We start from the raw sequence: 23,003 nt of genomic DNA, 5'->3' as shown, positions 1-23,003 counted from the left end.
CAATACCGTGAAGACATGCTCGCATTCCAATCGAAAACCACTGTGGCAAGAATCGCCCGACGCATCGGCAGTGTCGCGCTCGCCGTCAGCCTCACCGTCGCCACCTTCGCCGTCATCGCCATCGTCGGGCTGTACAGCTCCGGCGGTGAGATGGCATCCGCAACGAACAGCGCGGCAGTCTCGCCGAACCCCCGCGAGACGCCGCGGGACGGTCACTTCACCGTCGCGGTCGTTCTCGGGCAGTCGGGATCGGATACCGCCGACGCACTCGCCCCATACGACCTGCTCGCCAGCTCGCCCGACTTCTTCGTGTACACGATCGCGGCCTCGGCCGATGCTGCCCCCGTCGACGGCGGGATGTCGGTCGTACCGGCCCACACGTTCGCCGAAGTAGCCTCGGGTGCTGCACCCCTCCCTGACCTGGTCGTGGTCCCGGCCGTGAACAGTCCGGCCGGGCCCGAAGAAGCCGCGGCGCGAGAGTTCATCGTCCAGCAGTACGCCGCGGGCGCGCGTATCCTCGGCATCTGCGCCGGCTCCCGGCTGCTCGCCGCCGCCGGGATACTCGACGGACTCCAGGCGACATCGCATTGGTCCCGGATCGCCGCCCTCACAGCATCCAACCCCGAGGTGTCCTGGGTCACCGGGCAGCGCTACGTGCAGGCCGGCCGCGTCACCACGACCGGTGGCGTCACGTCCAGCATCCCCGGCACCCTCAAAGTCATCGCCGACATGGCTGGGGACGCGGAAGCCATCCGCGTCGGCGAATCCATCCGCTACCCGGGATGGACAATCACAGCCCCGACCGCGATGCCGGTGCACCGGTTCGGAGTCGAGGACGCAGCGTTCCTGATGAACACGGCCTTCCCCTGGGGACGGCCGAACATCGCCGTCGAACTGCGCGACGGTGTAGACGAGATCGATGCCGCCTCGATCTTGGAGGTCTATAGCTACTCGCAGGGGGCCACCACCACCGCGCTGTCGACCACCGGTTTCGTGACGACCAGGCACGGCCTCGTCATCAAGACCTCACTGCTGGGCGATGCGACCGCCACTGTGGTTGCCGGCGAACTCGGGCGGCCCGGCAGCGCACAGGGCTTCGACGCCGCCTTCGAACAACTATCGAAGAGCAGCAGCCCGTCGGTCGTTCTTTCCGTGAGCAAGATGATCGAATATCCGATCTATCGGGTCGCTCAGGAAACGGCGCCCCTGGCCGCGCAGGCACGAACACCACTGCTCATGACTCTGGGCCTCCTCCTCGCCGTCGCCGTGGGGCTGCTCCCCACCACAGTCATCCGCTGGGTTCGGCGTCGCCGGGCCGCCCGGACCTGAAGCCGTCCCAACGCGGCGAAGCCTAGATCGATGCCCCGATTGGGGAATGGTCGACGCGCTGTGGTGTCACAAGAATAGAATTCACCATGGCCTCCCTTCCTCCGGACTACCAGACGCTCCAATACTCACCTGTGGCGAACGCGTCGGGCCGCCGCTTTTGGGGGATCGGGTTCCTCTGGTTCGTTCCGTTCTTGGGCGCGGTGCTTGCTCCGATTCTGCTCGGTGTGTTCGCTGCTCAGAACCGCCGCCACCCGGACGCTCTGGTGCGCGAGAATTCACGGTGGGCAGCGAACTGGGCCATTACCGTGACGCTCGTCGCAGCAATCGGGGCGGCCCTTGTGGTCTCCAACGCGATTGTCGGGCTCGTCCTCACTGGAGACATACGCACCAGCGGGGGGATGTCGCCGCTGCTTCTCGTAGCGGATCTAGTGATCTGGGCGGCTTGGATAGCGCACCTCGCCGTGTCCATTGTCGGGGTGTCATCGGCAGACACCCGTGTTGTAAACCCAAAGATCGCGATCCCGTTTATCCCGGCGGCAAGGTAGTTGAAGCCTGTCGCAGCACCCGTCGCCGACGCTGTGGTTCGGAGCTGGAGTCAGAGAGCATCCTGGATGGCACGAATGTTCTCACCAAGGATTCCCGAGGCGAGCAGCCCCGTGCCCAACGGTCCTGAAGTGTCGGTGCCGAGGAGCGGCAACAGTCGGAGCGCGAACCGGACAGGCTCGGTCATGTGCTCGAGCTGCCACGCGATCTCATTCGAGCCACCGTCGTCCGGCGCCGCCAGCGCAGCCGCTTTCGCGGAGTATCCCGCCGCGCCGAGAGCATGCGCTCCCATGTGTGCAACGGCCGCAGCCTGCCCGGCGGCCCACGCCGCTGCCTTGGCCGCGGGTGAGCTCACGGAGTGCGCTGCCCGACTCGCGACGAAGCGGCGACGAATCTCACCGGCAACATCCAGCTCACCGAGAGCGAACGCTCGAGCTCGCGCGATGGCGTCCCGAGGACGTTCGTCGTCAGGCGCCTCCGCTTCGAACAGTGGCAGGACTCTCTCGGCGCAGTCCGCGGCCCACGCCGCGACCTCCCGACGATCATGTTCACTCAGGGACTGCGGAGAAGCCATATGAACACCTTGGCACACGCCCGCGGAGAGTTCCTTCGACTGCGCCTGGTTGGTACTTACGAACTCACTTTACTGAGCTGGCGGCGAGGTACCGTCAGTCACCAGCACCTCGAGCCGCTACTGGATCGCGGCGCTCGCCTCCAGTTCTTTCCGGATTGAACTCAGTTCTCCAGCCACATCAAGGGACTTGCGCATCGTGCCCCGTGCAACCCGAATGGGCAGAACATCGATGACCAGCGCAGAGCCTGCCTGGTCAGCGATTTGAAATCTCACTCCCGGCCACCAGCCGCCTCGGGTCGTGCTGATCCGCGCCGGTTCAACTCGAGCGACGCGCGCAGTGTCCACCCTCGCCACCAGCCATGCGCTGGCCCCGGCGTAGATCCACAGAGAACCCCGGTCCACGACAACGGTGACGTACGCGCCGTTCAACGACCGGATGCGACGGCCGCCATTTTCGGATCCCAGGCGGCGCAGCGCCAGGACCGCAGGGGTATCGGCCATGAACTGGTGGAGGGCAACGTTCGGATGCGTCTGCGCCACGACTGCCGTGCGCTGATCCGTCCGACGGGCGATGATCCAGAACGCCAGCGAGGTGGCAGCCGGAATAGCAAAGACAATCAACCCAAACGGCGCCACAGAAAGAACACTGGATTCGTCCCCCTTGAGCACTGTCCACCACACCAGACACAAGGCCAAAGAGGCGGCGGTCAGGCCGCCGAAGACGCGCAAGAACATGGTGGGTCAGTCCTTCGTTTTTCCAATGTGACGCACGTAGGTGTACATCAGCGGCGTCCCGATCACGAAGAGAATAACCGCGCCGGCCTCGAGGACCGGAAAGAGTGGTCCAGGACTAGTCCCCTCGACGACCGCGACAAGGGCGACGCCCGCGGCCAGAAGGGCACACGCCACTCCCCCGAGCACGAGCCAGAATCCAACCAACGAGATCCTCCAGACTTTCGGCGAAACTGCGGAGGATACCTGTTGCCACCCCGACGATGCAGGTCGCTTTATCACTTGCTGAGTGTCATCCGGTCCTTCCGGGCTTTCCGCAGCGCGGGAAGTACGTACTTCTCCGGGCCGCGGAATGGAGTTTGTTGTGAGGAAGAGTTCAACCGCCTTCGGTCCCGCGCGCAGAATCGCCTGTGGAAGCGACGTTCTCGTGAGATACCGGCCCAGTTCGAGATACTGTCCCGCAGCCTGTGCAGCTCGGCGCATGAGTACCAGATGAATCAGGACGCAGGTCAGCATTGCGGGCAATACAACCGTCAGTGACAGCACGAAGATCCACATGAACACGTCCTTGGGCGCACGCACTCCCATCGCCACGAGGTTGGCAATCGCCATAACGACGAACGTTCCCGGGACGGCGACCAGGACAAACCGACGTGCACGTGTGCGCAGTCGGTCTGCGGCCGTTCCAACCCATGGCGCCATGGAGGAATACTGATCGCCGTTCACCAACCATTCCTTTCGTTGTCGTCAGCCTAGGCCAGCGCTTCTCCTGAACCACACGCGCCCTATCCGTGGGGCCACTTCGTTTCAATGGCGCCGATGGTCGTCCCGACCGCCGAGCCGCCGGCGGGGAACGCGGGAATTCGTCCGCTGACGAGGAACGGTAACCGCAGTGTTCGACCGTGCTCGTCGATGGTCGTGAATGCAGCTGCACTGAACGTACGGCTGCCGTTATCGACCGTTGTTGCCTCAATCGACGACAATCGTGACCATGGCAGGTGCAGTGCTTGCACGGGCTTCACGCCTCCTTGCCAGAGCCCGATGCCCGTATCGTCGATGGCCCACACGAAATAGGTGTGGATGGGCACGGCTGCCAGCTGCAGCTCCCGGGCCGTCTCAACGAGCTCTTCCGACCGGCCGGCCGGCACGAGAAGGGCGGATGGGTACGCAGCCGCGACGGCCGCGTTCCTGCGCCGACCACGCGCACGAAGCATCCCCAGCGGCACCCAGATGCAGGCCCCTACCGCGACCACGATCGCGAGAAACACCGTCGCTCCTTGTGCGCCGCCGCCAGGCCCCGGCTCGTCGAAAACCGAAATGCCAATCAGCGCGAGGCGCACGCCAAAGCCGACAACGAGAAGCAGGATCAGCGCCCACCACCACTTCGACGGTCCAGCACTCCGAACGGATTCCGGCGGGACCGCGATCCGATCAAGAACGGTCGGTGCAGCAGAGCTGTCCGCTGGAACCATCGGACTGTAGGCATCCGGCAGGGTGTAGTTCCTGGCCGCGTACGCACGCGCTGACTTCAGCATGAAGGTCCCGGGCGCGATAGGGGAACCCGCGGGACGCAGAACGGCCCCGGTGACGGGATCGAGTCGCTCGACGAACACCGCTTCGCGCGGCAGGGTCGTGTACCCGGCCCGAATCTCCCTCGCCCGGGCGAGTGCCATCCACAACCGGCTCACGGGGACCGTAATCACGCACAGGCCCCAGGCCACCCAAGCGGATGTCGCCGCGACCGTGTGCGACTGCAGGAACGTGCTCGAGACCAGAACTACGACAAGCGACACGAATGCCACCACAAACACAACGGCACTGCCGAGGCCGACCCACAATATCCGATAGGCAGAGACGCCTCGGAGCAGAGTGGCGCTCATTTCTTTTTTGCTGACTGAGTGGTCATTCTGTGATCCTAGTAGCCTGGCAGCACACCGACATCGTTCGCGAATTTCCGGATTGAGGTTCGGATGACGGCTCCGTCATAGACTCTGGACGCACGGTAGGGAGATGGGGGACGATATGGCCACTCCGGCCGAATTGACACAAACATGGAGAACGTGGGAGCCGCTGATTGGTCCCGGCTATGCCCGCGCCCTAGTGCCGGTCCGGAGGCGATTCACCTATTCCATCCTGAGTTACCTCTTCGGATTGTTCCTGATGGTGTTCTTGGCCATGGGACTGCGCGACAGCCCATTCGTGCCCGTGGCGTGGGTCACCATCGTCATCTTGGTCACCATCGTCGTCCTTTTCTTGGGGGCGACTGCTGTCGGATTTTACGGTCTGTACGCCTTCGGGCGGGAAATGCGACAGGACCTCGCGGGGGCGGGCTTCCCTACCGATCGCAGGGCACCGATGCAGTATCCGCGCCTCTTCGAGGAATGGCTGGACCGAAATGCCCTGACGTCGGAAACCATTGTCAATGTCGGAAACGCCCGGCACGGCGAGCACGATGACTCTCGCGTGTCAGGTCCACGTCCCATCGCTGAGGAAGACCGATGACAAATCGACTCAACGAGACCAGTGACACCGATCCCTGGGCCGTGCGAATCGGCGTGGATGCCGCTGCCACTCTGCGTCGATCGAACCGAGCCTTGTTCGTCGCCATCGGGTTCCTGCTTGTGACGGTTGGAGGTGTCATGCCCGTGAGCGCGGCCCTTCCTCTGGGGAGTGACTTCCGCAATTACCTGACGCTCGGGATCGCTTCTTTCGCGATTCTGGGGTACGCCGCCGGTCTGGTGCGGCAGTGGCGTCTTCGAGCGAAAGCTTGCAATCAAGCTGCAATCTTCCTGCGTCTTCCACAGCGCACGGGTGAACGAATACTCCCCGGACTGGCGTTGAAGAATACGACGATGTTCGACAACCTCATGCACACCCGGGGCGTCTCCTCCGAGGGACGGTATGTCCCACATCCCAGCGCGAACTGGGTCAAGAACAATTTGGGCAGGTTTGGCGTAGGCAAGTTCTGACCCAATGACAAGAGTCGCTCCTGGCCCGATGGCGACGGGAGACAAAGCCGTGGGCCTCGACCGCGACACGAGCGGGGCGGCCCTCTCTAGTTAGTCCTGCCAGCGACTTCACCGAGCGCCATAGATCGCTAGACATGACCGTGGTAATGCTCGGCCGCGAGGATCTCACGTCGTTGAGCCATCTAGACCTAGTCGACCATGGGCTGAATAGGACCAAGTCCTTTGAGAGTCGGCAATGCCACCCGAGGAGCTGCCGATTTGCCTTTCCTGTGGCACTGGCTATGGTGAGGCTATGTCCACGTCTCGAATGACCACACTCTGCGCTCGACGCAGCTTGGTCGCTCTCGGTGGGCACCTCAATTCCGCGGGACGTGTTGTGCCCTTCCGCTCCTTTACGCGCGCTCCACCGCACTGACCCCCAGATATTTGGTCAGTTCAGCTGGCAGTGGCGCGTCGCAGTTGCGGCGCGTTTTTTCTTTAACGCGTAGGAGCATTCATGACTTTTCAGCCTTCCCTTTCCCGTGCGCCCCGAGGCCACCGGATCGACGTAGACGCATTCCGTCGGATCCTTCAGATCCAACTTCGCGAGCGGGAAGCCCTCATCGGTGAGCTGGACCACCGAGCGGCACCGCACCTGGATGTCGTGGCCTGGTCCACGACTCAGTCCAGCAAGCGAGTCGTTGCACAAATCACCCGGGCGTTAGGCCGCATCGCCGCGGGCACCTTCGGAATCTGCACCGGATGCTTCGAAGCCATTGCGAAAGACCGCCTCTCTGTGGTGCCGCACGCCGAGTTGTGCGTGACATGTCAAGGCCTGGCAGAACAACGACTGTGATTGATCCGGCCTTGAGGTCAGGGAGACCGTGACCACGTCCGGCCCTGCCTTGCCGGTGCCAGTGGCGGACGGTGGATCTGGCTGTGCCTGTGGAAGTGGCAGTGGCAGCATTGCCGCCGAAGGCGAGAAACACACCAGATGCATTGTGGTGCTCGGAGACACACTCAAGTGTCTCGGTGCGCTGCAATTCGATCCAGCCGCTCTACTGCCGACCGACACCGCTGGGCGGTATACCGAGGCTGCGGTGATCGGATTGAATGCCACCTCCGTCACAACACGGCGGGCATTCAAAACGGCTATTCGGCACCAGGCCCAGGTGTCCATCGCTGCCTGCAAGCAATGGACAACGCTTCGTCACATCCTTGTGATCGTCGATGCAGCGGGGAGCCTCGCTGACGAGGAGGTGATCGACCAATGCGACATCGCGGCAGAAACGACTCATCGCGGAGCTCGGGACCGACGCGCTCTGAGCCGGCCCTCCCCCGGTGAATCATGACCGATATCCCTCGGACGGTCGGCGCCGTCTGGCGCATCCAAAGCGCGCATCTTCGCAAGGCTCGATTGCAACTTTTTAGTTGCAGTTCGCTTCTTCTTGTGCAACCCTGAAGTTGCAGCAACAACCAAAGACTCATCAACCGAAGGGATGAAGAATCATGAGCACGAAGATCAACGAGTTGTCCGTCGTCAATGCGGACGAGTTCACCGTCTCACGAACCATCACGATCGCGGCCCCCATCGAGAAGGTCTGGGCCGCCGTCACCGAGCCGCAGCACATCGCCCGCTGGTTTCCCGAGCACGCCACCCTGGCGCCCCTCGCGGTCGGCACCACCGGCGTCTTCGGCTGGTCCGACCACGGCGATTTCCCGGTCCGCATCGAGGAGCTCGACCCACCCCGAATGATCGCCTACCGCTGGGCAAACAGCAACGCCACCGCATCCACCCTCGAGTCGGGAGAAACAACCGTCTTCCGCTTCACCCTGGAACCAGTGGATGCCGGCACGCAACTCACGGTCGTCGAATCCGGTTTCGACGCCCTCCGCGACCCCGCCGCGAGCATGGACAGCAACCGCGGCGGCTGGAACTTCGAACTGGACGAGCTGGTCGCCTACCTCGAAGGCTCCGAGTGACCGCATCCACCCTCGTTCCGGTGTTCGCCGCCCTGGGCGATGACACGCGCTGGAGCATCCTGGCAGCCCTCGGCAGGGCGGATGCCTCAGCATCCGCCCTCGCCGAGGTCCTGCCGGTCTCCCGCCAGGCGATCGCCAAGCACCTGGCGGTGCTGCAGGACGTCAGACTCGTCGAGCCGGTGCGGGTGGGCCGCGAAGTCCGGTACCGGGTGCTGGGCAGCCAGCTCACCGAGACCGCCCGGCGGCTCGACCTCATCGGGGCGCAGTGGGACCGCCGGCTGGCCACGATCAAGCAGATCGCGGAGGACCTGGAAATCGAGTGAGGGCGGTTACTCGCTTCGATACCGGAGGCCCTCCCCCGTCAAATCACGCCAGGCCCGAACCGGGGAGCTCCACCGTCTCGTCGGTCTCCCCGGATAGACGCCTCACGCAGGTGCGCAGCCATCGGTGCGCTGGGTCGACGTCGAGTCTCGGATGCCAGAGCATCGAGACGGTGACTTCTGGCGTGGGTATCGGGAGGGGGAACGTCCACAGGTCGTTGCGCAGGTTCCTGGTCTGTCGTTCAGGCACGGTGGCGATCAGATCTGATGCCCGGGCCAGAGCGAGCGCGGCCGCGAAGCCGCCGACCACGACGACGATCTCCCGTTCCAGCCCAGCGAGCGTGAGCGCCTGGTCGACGAGTCCTCTTTCGAGACCCCGTCGTGACACGCGGATATGACCACCGGATGCGTATCGCTTCGGGGTGATCGTGGTGTGCGTCACGGGGTGCCCCATCCGGACTACGCCGACAAAACGGTCCCGGAACACCGGCTCAGAGTGAATCTCCCTGATGTTCTCGCCGGCCACGCCGATTTCGAGGTCCACGGTGCCGTCGCGCAGGGATGCGGCGTCAGTGTTGGTCTTCTGCAGGAAACGCAGCCGCACGCCTGGTGCCTGCTCCAGGACGCTGCTGATCAGATCCGGTCCGAAGCTCTCGACGAAGCCATCGCTGGTCCGCAAGGTGAATGTCCTGGATAGTGCACCAAGGTCGACTGTGTCGGCCGGACTGAGTAACGCCTCGGCATCCTGAACGAGCCGGCTGACGCGCTCGACGAGTTCAAGCGCGTGCGGCGTGCGCACGAGACCGCGTCCGGCCCTGACCAACAGGGGGTCACCCGTGGTCTCACGCAACCGGGCAAGTGCCCGGCTCATCGCGGAGGGGCTCAGCCGCAGCCGTTCGGCCGCGCGGGTGACGTTGCCCTCCTGAAGCAGCACGTCCAGGGTAACCAGAAGATTCAAGTCAGGTCTTGCCACTGGACCAGTGTCTCATGACGCGTCGGACTATGGCGCCTGGTGCACTGATTGTGTAACAATGATGCGCCTTCCGCCATCCCAAAGACGCCTCTACTCTGAGGAAGTCCGCTCCGAGACCGCAGGGAAGCACGGTTCACCCATGACACCAATGAACGTCAATCAAGACAATCCACCGGCCACGAAGCCGGGCAGAGCGACCGGGTTCCGGGGAGCTCTCCTCACTCTCTCCCTGTCGATGTTGCTGCCTGCGCTGAGCACGAGCATCGTCAACGTCGCCCTGCCGAGCATGGCGGAGGGATTCTCTGCCTCCTTTCAACAAGTCCAGTGGATTGTTCTGGCCTACCTTCTCGCAATCTCGTCCCTGATCGTCGGCGTCGGGCGCCTCGGCGACATCGCCGGACGCCGGCGACTGCTGTTGGTCGGAATCGCTACCTTCACCGCGGCCACGTTCCTCTCCGGCGTTGCCCCGACCCTGTGGCTCCTGATTGCTGCCCGCGCGGCTCAAGGCATCGGCGCGGCCAGCATGATGGCGCTCAGTATGGCGTTCGTTGCCGAGACGGTGCCCAAGCCACGGATCGGACGGGCCATGGGGTTGCTCGGAACGATGTCCGCGATCGGGACCGCCCTCGGGCCGTCGCTCGGCGGCCTCCTGATCGCAGGCTTCGGCTGGCGGGCGATCTTCCTCGTCACAGCACCGCTGGGCCTTCTGACCTTTGTACTCGCTCGCCGGTACCTGCCTGCCGACGGGCCGACGCGGAAGGCCGGGCGACTCGGGTTCGACTACGTGGGGACGTTGCTCCTCGCCCTCACGCTCGGCGCCTACTCGCTGGCCGTGACCCTCGAGCATGGCTTTTTCGGATCCCTGAGTACGGCCCTGCTGGTGGCCGCACTCGTGGGATTGGGTCTGTTCCTGCTTGCGGAGAGGCGAGTGTCGTCACCGCTGATTCGATTGAAGAATTTCCGTGACCCCGCACTCAGCGCCGGCCTTGCAATGAGCGTTCTCGTCTCGACGGTCATGATGACGACGCTGGTGGTCGGCCCGTTCCATCTCGCTCGTGCCCTCGGAATCCAGCCCGCCCTGATCGGACTCGTGATGTCGGCCGGTCCCGTCGTCGCAGCGCTCACTGGCGTGCCGGGCGGCCGCCTGGTCGATCGTCTGGGAGCCCAGCGCGTTCTCGTCATCGGACTGATCGGCACGGTCATCGGGTCGATTTCGATGTCGTTGGTCCCGATCTCGTTCGGAATCGCGGGATATGTCCTCTCGCTTGTGGTCATCACGGCCGGCTACGCACTGTTTCAGACGGCTAACAACACCACCGTCATGACCGGCATCCTCGCCGAACAGCGCGGCGTGACCTCGGGGATGCTCAACCTGTCGCGCAATCTGGGGCTCCTCACCGGTGCGTCCGTGATGGGCGCCATCTTCGCCTTCGCGTCAGGCGCGGCCGACATCACCACCGCAGATTCCGGTGCCGTCGCCACCGGCACCCGGTGGGCTTTCGCGATGGCGGCAGCCCTCGTCATGGTCGCGCTTGGCCTCGCAATCGGAAGCAAACGGTCGGCCAGAATGCGGCCCCGGTACCCCATCGAGAGTTGACACGAACCCTCCCAGCGATTCTTGTCGGTGGGGCGGATGCCTCGGCGTCCGCCCTCGCCGAGGTCCTCCCGGTCTCGCGCCAGGCGATCGCGAAGCACCTGGCACTGCTGCAGGACGTCGGACTAGTGGAGCGATGCTACGTGCCCACTCGCATCCGTCACTGGCCGAGTTGAGCGAGGAGTTGTAAGGCGTCGGCGTCGGGGGTTCCTGGCTGGGCCTGGTACGTGAGGACGCGCAGGTTGGATTCGGCCGGCCGGAGGACGTCGAAGTCGAGGGTCAGACGGCCGACCAAGGGGTGGGCGAACAGGTGTTGGCCATAGCTGAGGTCGTGCACGGGGTGCTCGGCCCAGATCCTGGCGAACGCGTCGCTGCGTTGTGCGAGCTCACCGATCACTCCGCTGAGTCGCTTATCGTCGGGGCAGGTGCTCGACGAGTACCGGAGGAACCCAACGACTTCCCGCGCCATGGTCTCGGAATCCTCGAACAGCTCGGGGCCGGCGCATCCGAGGAAGAAGCGCTGGGCGAAATTCGGACGGATGTCGTCGCGCTCGGCCGCGTCGAAGGGAAGGTCGTGGGCGAGCAGTAGGTGACCGAGCCTGTTCCAGGCGTAGATGTCGTTGGCGTGATCGAAGACGATCACAGGCCCGGGAAGGGCTGCGATGAGCCGCAAGATGCTCGGGCGCGGCCGTTCGGCTGGGACACCGATCGCACGTGCGTATGAGGGACGCGCGAGGCGTCGGAGGTGGAGGGCTTCGTCGGGGTCGAGCCGCATGGCGCGGATGAGGGCTTCGATCACCTGATCAGATGCTCGCTCCGCATCCGCTGCCTGCTCGAGCCGGGTGTAATAGGCGACGCTCACGCCGACCAGCTGAGCGATCTCTTCTCGCCGCAATCCGGGAACACGCCGCGCCCCATAGGCACTCACCCCGACCGCTTCCGGAGTGAGTGCGGCTCGGCGGCTGCGAAGGAAGTCCCCGAATTCAGTTGACATCATTCCAGTATGCGCGGTGCAGCGAACGGTCGGGACAATCAACCTGACCCTGCTGGTGGTACGCACACCAGGGGTCTGGCTGGTCATCACCGGCCATGACAGGCTAGGGCAAATGCACTCACGTATGACCCGACATCAACTCGTCGCACTCCTGATCCTCCTTTCCTCACAGTTCCTGCTCTCGGTGGACTTTTCGATTCTGAACGTCGCACTTCCGGAAATAGGGTCGGCATTGGGGTTTGCGTCCGCCGATGTGCAGTGGGTCGCGACGACGTTCGCGCTGTGCGCGGCGGGCTTCACGTTGTTGCTCGGGCGGCTGGGCGATTGGGTCGGGCGTCGCCGGATGTTCGTCATCGGTATGGCAGTCCTCGCTGGAGCATCGCTCGTGGGCGGCTTCGCCGGCTCTCCGGTGGTTCTGCTCATAGCGCGGGCGCTGCAAGGCTTGGCAACGGCGGCCGCGATGCCCGCCGCGCTCGCGCTGATCACCTCCATCTTCGCGGAGGGGCCGCTCCGACGCCGGGCACTCGGGATGAGCAGCGTCCTCGCCTCGCTCGGATTCACGGCTGGCGCGGTGTTCGGCGGGATCTTGACGAACTACCTGTCCTGGCGGGCAGCGTTCCTCGTCAACGTCCCGATCGCCGCCGCGGTCGTCGTACTGGCGCTCCTCATCATCCGCGAACCAGCCAGAGAGAAGCAGGCCCGACTTGACGTGCGCGGTGCGGCGCTCATCACCACGGCGCTGATCACCCTGGTCTTCGCGATGTCCCGCTTCGGCGAGCACGGCGTCACAGACCCGAACGGCCTGATCTGTCTCGCCGCCAGCATTGTCCTGATCGTCTTCTTCATCCGCACCGAGCGACGCCACAGCGCCCCGCTGGTGCCCCTGAAGCTCCTGACCCGTCCGAATATCCTCGCCGGTCACCTCATCGGCTTCGCATCGCTCTCGATGGAGACCGGCCTTGTGTTCCTGTCCACGATGTACTTCCAGCACGTGCTGGAACTCGACCCGCTCATCACCGGTCTGATCATCGGCTTGACAGGCGTCGGCGCTGTCGTCGGCGGCGTCATCGGACCCCGCGTCGTCGGACGGCTGGGTATCCGCGGGGCGATGCTCCTCGGCCTCGGAATCCAGGCACTGGCCACCGGCGCACTCGTCGCCGTGAACGAGCACCCCGGATCGATCGCCCTCTACTCCGTGGTCGGCTTCATCGCCGCGATCGGTCACATGGTCGCTATCGTCACCTTCCTGGTCGCCGCGACATCCGGTGTCGAACCGGGACAGCAGGGCCTCGCGACCGGCTTGGTCACCATGACGCAGCAGGTCGGCATGACCCTCGGCACCCCGATCGTGTCGGCGATCGCGACCGCTGCCGGCGGCCTCACCAGCCTCCTCGCCCTGCGCATTGGAATCGGCATCGATGCCCTCATCGTCGCCGCATTCATCGTGGTGGTCGTCATCGTCCTCCGACGAGTCGGCACTCGGCGCGCGCCAGGGTCACCGCTCGACGCACACCCCGACGCCCACTCCGAAGCAGAACAGGCGACAACCCGCTCGTGATCCTCCACAAGCACACCCATCCCACGGTTGTCCTGCACAAGGAACGCTCCTCTCTCCTCATCGACCCCGGGACATTCACACCTGCTGCGCCTCGGCTCGTCGGCGAGACATCCGCCGTCCTGATCACACACGACCACCCCGACCACTTCGACGTCGACCTGCTCTCCGCGGCACTCGAGTCCCAACGAGAGCTCCGGATCTGGGCGCCGGCAGACGTCGTGGCGCAGCTCCACAACGACGACGGCCGGGTTACGGTCGTCGCACCCGGGGACCGTATTGATATCGATGGATTCCAGGTGGATGTCGTCGGAGGAACCCACGCGGTGATCCATCCGGACATGCCCGAAACCGGCAACGTCGGCTACGTCATCGACGACGACGTCTATCACCCGGGCGACTCGTACCACGTGCCCGGGCTCCCCGTGAAAACGCTCCTGGTCCCCACGTCGGGACCCTGGGCAAAGCTCGACGCCGCGGTCGATTTCATCCGCGCTGTGCAACCCGACCGGGCGATACAGATTCACGACATGATGCTGACCGCCGCCGGGAGACAATTCTTTTCACAGTTCGTCGATCCGTTGACCGGCATCGAGCTGCTCATCCTGGAGGACGGGGACGCGGTACAGCTCTGATCACCGCACGGCTTATCAGCCACCAGGTGGCGTGCCCTTCGCGCTGCAATAGCGGGCCAACGGCGTAGACAGCGACCGCTGGGCGAACAGCAACGCCACCGCATCCACCCTCGTTCGGGTGTTCGCCGCCCTCGGCGATGACACGCGCTGGAGCATCCTGGCAGCCCTCGGCAGAGCGGATGCCTCAGCATCCGCCCTCGCCGAGGTCCTGCCGGTCCCCCGCCAAGCGATCGCCAAACACCTGGCGGTGCTGCAGGACGTCGGACTCGTCGAGCCGGTGCGGGTGGGCCGCGAAGTCCGGTACCGGGTGCTGGGCAGCCAGCTCACCGAGACCGCCCGGCGGCTCGACCTCATCGGGGCGCAGTGGGACCGCCGGCTGGCCACGATCAAGCAGATCGCGGAGGACCTGGAACGGGAGTGACCTACTCGATCACGGGCCGAGGAGAAAGATCCTCGATGGGATCGATTTATCGGGCAACGAGAACGTGGAAGGGCGGCCGGCCTGCCGTCAAGAGGATGCGTGCGAGCGACTGTCCTGGTCTAGAACGCCCGAAAGTCCAGCATCGAATCCGCGACGGCGAGAACCGACCAGGTGCCGCCCTCTGAATCCGTGAACGCGAACGCGGGAACCACCAGGACGCTCCCGTCCGGCTGCCACTGGGTGGTGAGACCCAGGCGTGCGCTGACGATCTCGACCTTGTTCACCGGCCAGGAGACCGCCGTGCCGGCGACGGGTGCTGCCGGCGGTTCCGTCGGTGCCACCCACTCCTCGGTCGTCGACGCCTGATCGCGGAGGGCGATCGGCAGAGTCGTGGCCGCTCCGCTGAACCGCGGGTCTGAGAGTCGTTCGAAGCCCTCGTGCGCGCTGACCACCGGGTACGTCCCCAAAGCGACGATGTCGGCGAGGGCGCCATTGGCGTTGACGACACCGCCTTCGGCCATGTCCACGGACCAGCCCTGGTCGAGTTGCTGCCCGTCGATGACCGGCCTTGCCGCAGCGGTGCGTGTGGGAGAGCCCTCCGACACCTGAGAGCTGAATTCGAACGTGGCGGGATCCTGGCCGGCGGCGACGAGGAGCGCACGAAGCGCTCCGATCGCAGCGTCTTCGCTCGGCGGCTGGCCGGTCGGCTCGCAGGCGCTGTCACCCTCGCACTTCCACGGGTTTATCTGCGGGTTCTGGAAGTAGAAGGACAGCATGCCGTCGAGGCTCACGGACAGGCTCGGGGCGCTGCCGTCCTGCGGGCCGGCGATCCAGCTGCCGTCCCGCAGCTCGACCGGTGCCCCGATGCCGAGCGCCGCGGCGAGCGCGGCGACCGTGTCTGAGGTGGATGCCGAACGCGGGTCGTAGGCATAGGCCTGAGCCGTGCCCGCCTGAGTGCCGAGACCGGACGCGCTGAAGGCGTTCCGGCCGGATCCGTACGGGTACGTCGAGGAGGACATCTTCTGGTCGGTAGCGGCGCCAGAGCCCACGGATGGCGCCATTCCGCCGTGCGCGACGCTCTCGGGGCGCCCATTGGATTGGAGAGTGATGGGCGGAGCGGCGCCGTCGGCGAGGTTCTTCGGCCCGCCCGTGGTCGCTCCGATCCCGTATCCCGCAGCACCGACGATCGCGATCGACGCCGCGACCGCGACGAACGGAAGCCAGCGGGGCCGACGGCGTGCTCGTGCTGTGTCCAGGTCGGCCACGGGTACCGATCCGGCCATCGGTTCGGCCTCAGGGCCGGTCATCTGCGCGATGACCTCGTCGGCGAACCCGGGACGTGCTTCGATGTCCCCCGCCGGGTCGGCGGCACGCAGCCGGGCGAGCGGGTCGTGTTGTGTGTCGTCGTCGTTCATGTCACTCAGCCTCCGGGCTTTCGGTTCACCTGGTATATGTGCGGGGCGTGCCGAATCTTGCAGAAGCCCTAGAAGGACATCCGCTCGCCCCAGGCGTCTCGCAATCGCTGGCGCGCGCGCGACAGCGCGGCCTCCGCCCCGGATCGGGAGATACCGAGCACCTCGGCGAGCTCGGCTCCATCCAGACCCTCCCACGCGTGCAGAAGAAGGATCTGCCGGTCGCGCTCGCCCACGCTGGCCAGCGCGCCCCGGAGTTCCGCATCGAAGAGGATGTTCAACTCCGGATCGCCGTCGACTCGCGCCACGCCGGACTCCGGCACCTCGTCGACGGGAAGATCGAGGTGCTTCCTGCGCGAATTCGCGAGCGTGAACCCCGCCGTACGATACAGCCACGGCAGCACGGCCTCCCGTGGCACGTCGTTGCGGCGACGCCAGGCCGTCGCGAAGACCTCGGCGGCGAGGTCCTCGGCATCCTGACGCGGCCCGCGGCGGACGAAGTAGCGCACGAGCGCGGTCGAGTGCTCGCGGACCATCACGGTGAACCAGTCCACATCGGCCGCCGTCTTGGGCGGGTCCTCGCTGTCAGGCATCGCCGCTCCCCCGCTCGTGTCGGCGGTGGCTGGGGTGTCGGCGATGCTCACCTACTGAATATGTCGCATCCGCGGAAAGTCTTGCACGCAGCGCCCCGAATTTTCGGAGAACATCGTCCCCCTCCTGCTGACGAACTCATCGCCTCTCGAGAGAGGCGAAAGCCTTCTGGGTCGGAATACTCTTGGTTTCGATGTCCTCCAGCGTGCGGCCACGAGTTTCGGGGACACGAGTCCGGATGAAGACGACACCAAGAATGCAGATGGCACCGAAGATCGCGAACACCGCCTCCTGGCTCATCAATGCGGTCATGATCGGGAACAAGAGACCGACAGCGAACGATCCGATCCAGTTGAAGGACGAGGCGACACCCGAGGCCCTGCCGCGAATCGCCATGGGGAAGATCTCTCCGACGATCACCCAGGTGAGTGGGGCCCACGTGAACGAATAGGCTGCCACGTAGATGCTCAGGAACACCACGATCATCATCGGATTCGCGTCCTCCAGCACGGTATTGAGTATCGCGGGCAGCAGGAAGGACACGCCCATGATCGTGCCACCCACGGTCAGCAACAGGCGTCGGTTGAACTTGTCCGCGATCACCAGGAACAGCAATGAGCCGAGCACGAGGAGCACGCCCTGGATGATCGGCCACATCAGCGCCGAACTCGCCGCATTGCCGGTGGCCTTTTCCACGATCAGAGGGATGTAGTAAAAGATCGCGTTGGCACCCTGGAGCTGCTGGAACGCGGCGACACCGACACCCGCAATGACGAGATACCGGTACTTACTGTCGAACAACGTCGCAAGTGAGGTGTTGCCAGCCGTCTGCTTCTCGACCTGGGCGGTTTCCTGGATCGATCTGAGCTCGGCATCGACCTCGTCTGGGCGGCGAATGTAGCGAAGTACCGTGCGTGCCTCGTTTTCCTTGCCGACTTTCACCAGGAACCGGGGCGATTCGGGCAACCGCAACACGCCCAGATACAAAATCACGGCCGGCACTGCGGCCGTCGCGAGCATCACTCGCCACGCCCACGCTTCCGGCAGATCCTTCAGCAGGAAATCCAGGATGTAGGAGATCAGCATGCCGGAGACGATCATCGTCTGATTCAGGCCGGACAAGCGTCCGCGCAGCCGCGCGGGCGCAAGCTCGGACATGTACGCGGGAACCGATGCGGAGGCCGCACCGACCGCCAGGCCCAGGAAGATGCGGGCGATGACCAGATAGGTGACGCCACCCTCCGGTGCCAGGCCGCAGAGGACCGATCCGAGCATAAAGACGACCGCTGCGGCGAGAATCATCTTGCGCCGTCCGAATCGATCGGAAAGCTGTCCGGCCACAGCGCCACCGAAGATGGCGCCGAACATCACGCCAGAGGTTACCCAACCGATGACGGCGGCATCGTCAAGGCCCCAGTCGCTTTGCAGGAACGGCAGCGCCCCAGTCATGACTCCGATGTCGTAGCCGAAAAGGATGCCTCCGAAGGATCCGAAGAAGTAAATGAATTTACTGTCGATCTTTTTATCTTTTTCCATTTTCACTCCGAGTGAGGAACTAGTTTCAGCCCCGGTTGATCACTAGGAAGGATGGCCGGCCGGGACGTCGTCTCGGGCCTATGCCGTTGTGCCATGAGTGCGGTTTCGGCGATGGAATGGAGCGCGGCACATTGTGGTGTGCTGAGCTATTCCCTATCGCAGCTGTCCACTCTGACGCATGCCTCTGATGCATGCCCTTCCCGGCTATGGGACTTGGATGCCACGCCAGTGGGCTCTTCGGCCGAAAGTGATCGCTAACATCAAGCTTTTAGTTAGCCTAGCTCACATAATTTCAGCATCCTAAAGATGACGGATGGCGTCTATCACTGTGCTCATGCCTCGACGACAAACGCATGTGTTCTTGTATGGTAGTGTGCAAACATCCCCGGAACGAGCCTGGGACCCTGAAGCAGAAGGCACAAAGACGTGAGCCCCCTCATCGATAAATCGACCCCACGCGTGTACACGGCCCGACCCATTACGCTTGCCCGGAGCATTGGCTTCGGCGTCCTGGACCTCATGGGCGGCGGCTGGAACACCATCATCAGCGGCCTGATGCTGTACTTCTTCACGACCTACGGGGATGTCAGCGCCGTCCAAGCCGGCACGATCCTCTTTATCGCCCGCATCGTCGACGCGGTCGTCAGCCTCATCATCGGCCCGCTGACCGACAACTTCTATCGGACCCGCCTGGGCAAGAAGTTCGGCCGCCGCCACTTCTTCCTGCTCATCGGCGCACCCTTACTCCTCGTCGTCTTCCCCCTGCTGTGGATCTCGCAACAGGGCTTCTGGTACTACCTGATCGTCTACCTGGCTGTCGAGATGATCATGGCGATGATTCTCATCCCGTGGGAGACCCTGCCCACTGAGATGACGGACAACTACAAGCTGCGGACCAAGCTCAGCTCAACCCGCATGTTCCTGTCGGCCACGGGCACCTTCCTCGTCTTCTTCATCCCGGCCCAGATCAAGGCGACGAACAGCCCGAACGCCTACCTCATCACCGGTCTCATCTTCTCCGTGCTGTTTGCCGGCGCCGTCATCACGACGTACTTCACCACCTGGGAGCGCAAGCTCACCCCGGAGTTCCTCGCGGAGCTCGACGCCCAGCCCAAGGTGCCCGTCGGAAAGCTCATTACCGACAACCTCAAGGACTTCGGCTCGACGTTCAAGAACTCGAGCTTCCGCAAGCACCTGGCGATCTATCTCTTCTCCTTTACGGGCAAGGACATCTTCGCCACAGCGCTGACGTTCTTCGTCGTGTACGCCGTGCACGGCAGCGAGTCGTTCGGCCTCACCCTCCAGGCGCTGTCCATCATCGGGCTGCCGGCCACGGTGCTCGCCGCATTCCTCATGATCCGCAAGGGCCCGCGCTACTTGTTCGCCATGTCCTACTCCGTGATCATCGCCTGCCTGCTCGCCCTCGGCGCGATCTACCTCATCCAGCCGTCCTCGACGATGGTGCTGCTCGTCATCGTCGGCCTCGCATATCAGGCCGGACGAGCCCTCCTCGAGTTCACGCCGTGGAACGTCTTCCCGTTCATCCCCGACGTCGACCGGATTATGACCCGCCAGGACCGCGCCGGAATCTATGCCGCGGTGATGACCTTCGGCCGCAAGTCGACAGGCGCGGTCGCGACCCTCCTCGTCTCGTGGTTCCTGGACCTGGGTGGCTTCCTCAAGCCCGGCAGCGCGGGCGGCGTGCAGCTCGACGCCTCGTGCACCACCTCCTGCCCCCTCGTTCAGAGCACCGGCACCCAGCACGTCATCGCCCTCGTCGTCATCCTCGGGCCGCTCCTCCTCATCGCTATCGCGTTCGCCATCTCACGGTTCATGTACCTCGACCCGCAGAGCCACGCAGTCCTGCGCACCGAGATCGACCGCCTCGAGGCCGGCGGCTCCAAGGACGACGTCACCTCCGAGGCCCGTGTGGTCGTCGAGAAACTGACCGGCCACCCGTACGAGTCGGCCTGGCCCGAGGACGCGATCTCCCCGACCGTCACGCCCGTCTCCAACGGGAGCTGACCGGCACACCGGCTCGATGGCACGGTGCCGCCGCCGGGGCGGCACCGTGCCAAGTCGGCATCCATCGCGAGCTTGGCTAGCTCCAGCCGTCACACCGCTTCGCAAAGCTCGGGCACGTCGCCATCTAAGCTAGGCCTTCTGCCCTCGGAAGGAACCTCAATGAGCATGGAAAGCGCGGCCTGGAGCTCGCTGCACAAGATTTCCACCGCCAGGGACGGCAAGCACGGCTTCTCCCGTGAGTCCGTTCGGCGGATCATGACGTTCGCCGTGCCTTACCGGTCCAAGCTGCTGGTCTTCATCACCCTCTCCATCGTGGGAGCTTTCCTCGCGGTCGCGACGCCGGTACTCGCCGGCAAGGTGGTCGACGTCATCGTCGCCCAGGGCGAGGTCACCACGATCGTGTGGATCGCAGTGGTCATCGCCCTCGTGGCCGTGGCCGACGCCGCCGTGTCACTCGTGACGCGCTGGTACTCGGCGCGGATCGGCGAAGGCGTAATCCTGGACCTCCGCACCGCCGTCTTCAACCACGTGCAGAAGATGCCGATCGCGTTCTTCACCCGCACGCGGACGGGCGCCCTCGTAAGCCGCCTCAACAACGATGTGATCGGCGCCCAGCAGGCCTTCAGCGGCACGCTGTCCGGCGTGGTCACGAACCTCGTGGCGCTGACCCTCACCCTGATCGTCATGCTCAGCACGTCCTGGCTCGTGACGGTTCTCGCCGTGATCATGCTCCCCATCTTCCTGGTACCCGCGCGCCGCATGGGCAGTCGCCTCGCCGCGCTACGACGCGAAGCCGCCGATCACAATTCCGCCATGAGCACGCAGATGACCGAGCGCTTCTCGGCGCCCGGCGCCACCCTCGTCAAGCTATTCGGTCGGCCCGACGAGGAGGCCGAGGAGTTCCGCGTCCGCGCCGCCCGTGTCCGCGACATCGGGGTCCGGACCGCGATGCTGCAGTTCGTCTTCTTCACCGCACTGATGCTCGTCTCCGCCCTCGCCCTCGCTCTCGTGTACGGGCTCGGCGGCGCCCTCGCACTCGCCGGCCAGCTGAATACCGGTGACGTGGTCACCCTGGCGCTCCTCCTCACCCGCCTCTACGCGCCGCTCACCGGCCTGGCAAACGCACGGGTGGAGATCATGAGCGCGGTGGTCAGCTTCGAGCGCGTCTTCGAGGTACTGGACCTCGACCCGCTCATCCAGGAGAAGCCCGACGCCATCGCCATCCCCGAAGGCCCAGTGGCCGTCGAGTTCGACAACGTCCGCTTCGCCTACCCGTCCGCGGACAAAGTCTCCCTCGCCTCTCTCGAGGAGGTTTCTACGCTGGACACCCGCGGCGGCGACGAGGTGCTGCACGGCGTGTCCTTCAGGATCGAGCCGGGGCAGACCGTTGCCCTCGTGGGTTCATCCGGTGCGGGCAAGTCCACAATTGCGCAGCTCCTCTCGCGCCTGTATGACGTCGACAGCGGTGCCGTGCGCCTCGCGGGGACGGATGTCCGCGACGTCACGTTCGTGTCCATGCGGCACAGCCTGGGCATGGTGACGCAGGACGGCCACCTGTTCCACGAGACCATCCTCTCCAATCTGCGCCTCGCGAGGCCGGAGGCCACCGACGACGAGGTGTGGGACGCCGTCCGCCGCGCGCGGCTCGAGCCGCTCATCCGGTCGCTGCCGGACCAGCTGGACACCATGGTGGGAGAGCGCGGCTACCGGCTGTCCGGGGGTGAGCGCCAGCGGATGACCATCGCGAGGCTCCTGCTCGCCCAGCCGCGCGTCGTTATCCTCGACGAGGCGACGGCGGCGCTGGACTCGACGTCGGAGGCCGCCGTACAGGCGGCCCTCAGCGAGGCGCTCAAGGGACGGACGGCGATGGTGATCGCCCACCGCCTCTCCACCATCCGCAACGCGGACCTGATCCTCGTGGTTGAGGACGGCTCGATCGTGGAGCGCGGTACGCACGAGGAGCTGCTGGCTGCGGGTGGGCGGTACGAGGAATTGCACCGGACCCAGTTCGCCGTGCAGAAAAATGTTGCGGCCGATGAGGAAGCGCTGAGCCGCACAGCAGCTTGGGTCACGACTTAGGACTCTGAGGGCACCAAGGGCAGTTCGGCTCCGTAGTTCCACGACACGATGGCCGGCTGCTCACGGTAGAAGCTGAGCACGGAGACCGATCCAGCATCCAGGGTGATTTGAGCACCGAATCGAGGGGCCATCCTCAGGTACACGGCGGTGAGAATGCGCAGGAAATGGCCGTGCGCGATCAGGGCGACATTTCCCTCCTCCATGGCAGGCAGCACCCGCGTGAGCACCCGCGACGCGCGGGCGGCGACCTCCTCCACCGTCTCACCGGGCGTGCTACCACGAATCACGCCGTGGGTGAATGCGCTCCAGTTGTAGCCGAGCTCGCTGCGGATATCGCGCGTCGTACGCCCCTCGTACCCGCCGTAGTCCCACTCAACGAGAAGCGGATCAACGTCCGCTTGAAGGCCAGCGAGCTCAGCAGTGCGTCGGGCACGCTGCAGCGGCGAGGTCAGCACGAGGGAGAAATCGTAACCGGCCACTAACCTGCCCGCGCCGCGGGCTAGTTCCTCTCCCCGGTCGGTGAGCGGAACATCCGTGAGCCCAGTGTGTTTGCCATCCTTCGACCACTCCGTCTCTCCATGGCGCAAGAGAATCAGCTTCCCTGACGGGTTATCCGGAGCGGGGTGGCTGGGCAGCGGCTCGTTCATGAACATACGGCAACAGTAGTATCACCCCCGGTTTCGATGGAGGTTTTGGATTGCTGGAAAGAGCAGCGTTCAACCCCGCGGCCGTTCGAAACGGGTGGGGGAACGGGCATCC

25 protein-coding genes are annotated in these 23,003 nt (G+C 64.7%); 14 read left to right on the top strand and 11 right to left on the bottom strand.

The window, feature by feature from the left end; all coding sequences use genetic code 11:
- Positions 1-42 precede the first annotated feature (42 nt).
- Together E3O44_RS17290 and E3O44_RS17285 are read left to right on the top strand one after the other, a co-directional pair.
- Positions 43-1,329, top strand: coding sequence for a DJ-1/PfpI family protein (locus tag E3O44_RS17290; RefSeq protein ID WP_166792705.1), 1,287 nt, complete (start codon positions 43-45; stop codon positions 1,327-1,329).
- 86 nt (positions 1,330-1,415) lie between these two features.
- Positions 1,416-1,874, top strand: coding sequence for a magnetosome magnetite crystal formation protein family (locus tag E3O44_RS17285; protein WP_134536121.1), 459 nt, complete (start codon positions 1,416-1,418; stop codon positions 1,872-1,874).
- Positions 1,875-1,924: 50 nt separating this feature from the next.
- Here E3O44_RS17285 and E3O44_RS17280 read toward each other — a convergent pair whose 3' ends face one another.
- From E3O44_RS17280 to E3O44_RS17265, 4 genes are all read right to left on the bottom strand, one after another.
- Complete coding sequence (locus tag E3O44_RS17280; protein WP_134536119.1) at positions 1,925-2,446, bottom strand: putative immunity protein; 522 nt, start codon at positions 2,444-2,446, stop codon at positions 1,925-1,927.
- Between the two features lie 117 nt (positions 2,447-2,563).
- On the bottom strand, positions 2,564-3,181 hold the full coding sequence (locus tag E3O44_RS17275) for a hypothetical protein (protein WP_134536117.1): 618 nt from the start codon (positions 3,179-3,181) through the stop codon (positions 2,564-2,566).
- A gap of 6 nt (positions 3,182-3,187) precedes the next feature.
- Positions 3,188-3,904, bottom strand: coding sequence for a hypothetical protein (locus E3O44_RS17270; protein WP_134536115.1), 717 nt, complete (start codon positions 3,902-3,904; stop codon positions 3,188-3,190).
- Between the two features lie 59 nt (positions 3,905-3,963).
- Positions 3,964-5,058: a hypothetical protein gene (locus E3O44_RS17265; protein ID WP_134536113.1), complete on the bottom strand. Its 1,095-nt coding sequence runs from the start codon at positions 5,056-5,058 to the stop codon at positions 3,964-3,966.
- Between the two features lie 142 nt (positions 5,059-5,200).
- Between E3O44_RS17265 and E3O44_RS17260 the strand changes: the two genes are divergently transcribed.
- Positions 5,201-5,680, top strand: a complete 480-nt coding sequence (locus E3O44_RS17260; RefSeq protein ID WP_134536111.1) for a hypothetical protein — start codon at positions 5,201-5,203, stop codon at positions 5,678-5,680.
- Positions 5,677-6,147, top strand: coding sequence for a hypothetical protein (locus E3O44_RS17255; protein ID WP_134536109.1), 471 nt, complete (start codon positions 5,677-5,679; stop codon positions 6,145-6,147). The genes E3O44_RS17260 and E3O44_RS17255 overlap by 4 nt, the downstream gene beginning before the upstream one ends.
- A gap of 430 nt (positions 6,148-6,577) precedes the next feature.
- Here E3O44_RS17255 and E3O44_RS19700 read toward each other — a convergent pair whose 3' ends face one another.
- Positions 6,578-6,766 carry a hypothetical protein gene (locus tag E3O44_RS19700; protein WP_241976408.1) on the bottom strand — a complete coding sequence of 63 codons (189 nt, stop codon included), beginning with the start codon at positions 6,764-6,766 and terminating at the stop codon, positions 6,578-6,580.
- Positions 6,767-6,790: 24 nt separating this feature from the next.
- Here E3O44_RS19700 and E3O44_RS20020 point away from each other — a divergent pair, with 24 nt between their 5' ends.
- The 3 genes from E3O44_RS20020 (at position 6,791) to E3O44_RS17240 (ending at position 8,432) form a co-directional block, all read left to right on the top strand.
- A complete protein-coding gene (locus E3O44_RS20020) occupies positions 6,791-6,982 on the top strand; it encodes a TraR/DksA family transcriptional regulator (RefSeq protein ID WP_420897944.1) in 192 nt (63 codons plus the stop codon).
- A 653-nt stretch (positions 6,983-7,635) separates the two neighbouring features.
- Complete coding sequence (locus E3O44_RS17245) at positions 7,636-8,109, top strand: SRPBCC family protein (RefSeq protein ID WP_134536105.1); 474 nt, start codon at positions 7,636-7,638, stop codon at positions 8,107-8,109.
- Positions 8,106-8,432, top strand: a complete 327-nt coding sequence (locus E3O44_RS17240; protein ID WP_134536103.1) for an ArsR/SmtB family transcription factor — start codon at positions 8,106-8,108, stop codon at positions 8,430-8,432. The genes E3O44_RS17245 and E3O44_RS17240 overlap by 4 nt, the downstream gene beginning before the upstream one ends.
- A gap of 43 nt (positions 8,433-8,475) precedes the next feature.
- On the opposite strand, the gene E3O44_RS17235 is transcribed toward E3O44_RS17240, so the two are convergent.
- On the bottom strand, positions 8,476-9,402 hold the full coding sequence (locus E3O44_RS17235; RefSeq protein ID WP_134536102.1) for a LysR family transcriptional regulator: 927 nt from the start codon (positions 9,400-9,402) through the stop codon (positions 8,476-8,478).
- Between the two features lie 139 nt (positions 9,403-9,541).
- Between E3O44_RS17235 and E3O44_RS17230 the strand changes: the two genes are divergently transcribed.
- Both E3O44_RS17230 and E3O44_RS17225 read left to right on the top strand, forming a co-directional pair.
- Positions 9,542-10,999 (top strand): MFS transporter, encoded by a 1,458-nt coding sequence (locus E3O44_RS17230; RefSeq protein ID WP_166792704.1) that lies wholly within the window; start codon positions 9,542-9,544, stop codon positions 10,997-10,999.
- Positions 10,996-11,172, top strand: a complete 177-nt coding sequence (locus E3O44_RS17225) for a helix-turn-helix domain-containing protein (RefSeq protein ID WP_241976406.1) — start codon at positions 10,996-10,998, stop codon at positions 11,170-11,172. The genes E3O44_RS17230 and E3O44_RS17225 overlap by 4 nt, the downstream gene beginning before the upstream one ends.
- Here the strand turns inward: E3O44_RS17225 and E3O44_RS17220 are convergent.
- Positions 11,157-11,990, bottom strand: coding sequence for a helix-turn-helix transcriptional regulator (locus tag E3O44_RS17220; RefSeq protein ID WP_134536100.1), 834 nt, complete (start codon positions 11,988-11,990; stop codon positions 11,157-11,159). The two genes, E3O44_RS17225 and E3O44_RS17220, sit on opposite strands and share 16 nt — an antisense overlap.
- Before the next feature lie 124 nt (positions 11,991-12,114).
- Here E3O44_RS17220 and E3O44_RS17215 point away from each other — a divergent pair, with 124 nt between their 5' ends.
- From E3O44_RS17215 to E3O44_RS17205, 3 genes are all read left to right on the top strand, one after another.
- Positions 12,115-13,548 (top strand): MFS transporter, encoded by a 1,434-nt coding sequence (locus E3O44_RS17215; protein ID WP_198415986.1) that lies wholly within the window; start codon positions 12,115-12,117, stop codon positions 13,546-13,548.
- Positions 13,545-14,180, top strand: a complete 636-nt coding sequence (locus tag E3O44_RS17210) for an MBL fold metallo-hydrolase (RefSeq protein ID WP_134536097.1) — start codon at positions 13,545-13,547, stop codon at positions 14,178-14,180. The genes E3O44_RS17215 and E3O44_RS17210 overlap by 4 nt, the downstream gene beginning before the upstream one ends.
- A gap of 118 nt (positions 14,181-14,298) precedes the next feature.
- Positions 14,299-14,601, top strand: a complete 303-nt coding sequence (locus E3O44_RS17205; protein ID WP_134536095.1) for an ArsR/SmtB family transcription factor — start codon at positions 14,299-14,301, stop codon at positions 14,599-14,601.
- A 119-nt stretch (positions 14,602-14,720) separates the two neighbouring features.
- Here the strand turns inward: E3O44_RS17205 and E3O44_RS17200 are convergent, their stop codons facing one another.
- The 3 genes from E3O44_RS17200 to E3O44_RS17190 form a co-directional block, all read right to left on the bottom strand.
- Positions 14,721-16,016: a hypothetical protein gene (locus tag E3O44_RS17200; protein WP_134536093.1), complete on the bottom strand. Its 1,296-nt coding sequence runs from the start codon at positions 16,014-16,016 to the stop codon at positions 14,721-14,723.
- Between the two features lie 68 nt (positions 16,017-16,084).
- A complete protein-coding gene (locus E3O44_RS17195; RefSeq protein WP_241976405.1) occupies positions 16,085-16,657 on the bottom strand; it encodes an RNA polymerase sigma factor in 573 nt (190 codons plus the stop codon).
- 85 nt (positions 16,658-16,742) lie between these two features.
- Entirely contained in the window at positions 16,743-18,140 is a 1,398-nt protein-coding gene (locus E3O44_RS17190) for a sugar porter family MFS transporter (protein ID WP_134536091.1), read from the bottom strand.
- A gap of 426 nt (positions 18,141-18,566) precedes the next feature.
- On the opposite strand from E3O44_RS17190, the gene E3O44_RS17185 reads away from it, so the two are divergent.
- Together E3O44_RS17185 and E3O44_RS17180 are read left to right on the top strand one after the other, a co-directional pair.
- The gene (locus tag E3O44_RS17185; RefSeq protein ID WP_198415984.1) at positions 18,567-20,165 is read left to right on the top strand and encodes an MFS transporter; all 1,599 of its coding nucleotides are present in this window, start codon (positions 18,567-18,569) and stop codon (positions 20,163-20,165) included.
- A 159-nt stretch (positions 20,166-20,324) separates the two neighbouring features.
- Positions 20,325-22,244, top strand: coding sequence for an ABC transporter ATP-binding protein (locus E3O44_RS17180; protein WP_134536090.1), 1,920 nt, complete (start codon positions 20,325-20,327; stop codon positions 22,242-22,244).
- Here E3O44_RS17180 and E3O44_RS17175 read toward each other — a convergent pair.
- Entirely contained in the window at positions 22,241-22,897 is a 657-nt protein-coding gene (locus E3O44_RS17175) for a histidine phosphatase family protein (protein ID WP_241976404.1), read from the bottom strand. The two genes, E3O44_RS17180 and E3O44_RS17175, sit on opposite strands and share 4 nt — an antisense overlap.
- Between the last annotated feature and the right edge of the window lie 106 nt (positions 22,898-23,003).

Origin of the sequence: Cryobacterium algoricola (assembly GCF_004402485.1) — a bacterium.
GTDB lineage: Bacteria > Actinomycetota > Actinomycetes > Actinomycetales > Microbacteriaceae > Cryobacterium > Cryobacterium algoricola.
This window is presented reverse-complemented; position numbering and strand designations above follow the sequence as displayed.

Coding starts and splice junctions, on each gene's coding strand:
- E3O44_RS17285 (WP_134536121.1), top strand. CDS start 1,416: ATGGCCTCCCTTCCTCCGGACTACCAGACGCTCCAATACTCACCTGTG.
- E3O44_RS17280 (WP_134536119.1), bottom strand. CDS start 2,446: ATGGCTTCTCCGCAGTCCCTGAGTGAACATGATCGTCGGGAGGTCGCG.
- E3O44_RS17275 (WP_134536117.1), bottom strand. CDS start 3,181: ATGTTCTTGCGCGTCTTCGGCGGCCTGACCGCCGCCTCTTTGGCCTTG.
- E3O44_RS17265 (WP_134536113.1), bottom strand. CDS start 5,058: ATGAGCGCCACTCTGCTCCGAGGCGTCTCTGCCTATCGGATATTGTGG.
- E3O44_RS17260 (WP_134536111.1), top strand. CDS start 5,201: ATGGCCACTCCGGCCGAATTGACACAAACATGGAGAACGTGGGAGCCG.
- E3O44_RS17255 (WP_134536109.1), top strand. CDS start 5,677: ATGACAAATCGACTCAACGAGACCAGTGACACCGATCCCTGGGCCGTG.
- E3O44_RS17245 (WP_134536105.1), top strand. CDS start 7,636: ATGAGCACGAAGATCAACGAGTTGTCCGTCGTCAATGCGGACGAGTTC.
- E3O44_RS17230 (WP_166792704.1), top strand. CDS start 9,542: ATGACACCAATGAACGTCAATCAAGACAATCCACCGGCCACGAAGCCG.
- E3O44_RS17220 (WP_134536100.1), bottom strand. CDS start 11,990: ATGTCAACTGAATTCGGGGACTTCCTTCGCAGCCGCCGAGCCGCACTC.
- E3O44_RS17215 (WP_198415986.1), top strand. CDS start 12,115: ATGACCCGACATCAACTCGTCGCACTCCTGATCCTCCTTTCCTCACAG.
- E3O44_RS17200 (WP_134536093.1), bottom strand. CDS start 16,016: ATGAACGACGACGACACACAACACGACCCGCTCGCCCGGCTGCGTGCC.
- E3O44_RS17190 (WP_134536091.1), bottom strand. CDS start 18,140: ATGGAAAAAGATAAAAAGATCGACAGTAAATTCATTTACTTCTTCGGA.
- E3O44_RS17180 (WP_134536090.1), top strand. CDS start 20,325: ATGAGCATGGAAAGCGCGGCCTGGAGCTCGCTGCACAAGATTTCCACC.
- E3O44_RS17175 (WP_241976404.1), bottom strand. CDS start 22,897: ATGTTCATGAACGAGCCGCTGCCCAGCCACCCCGCTCCGGATAACCCG.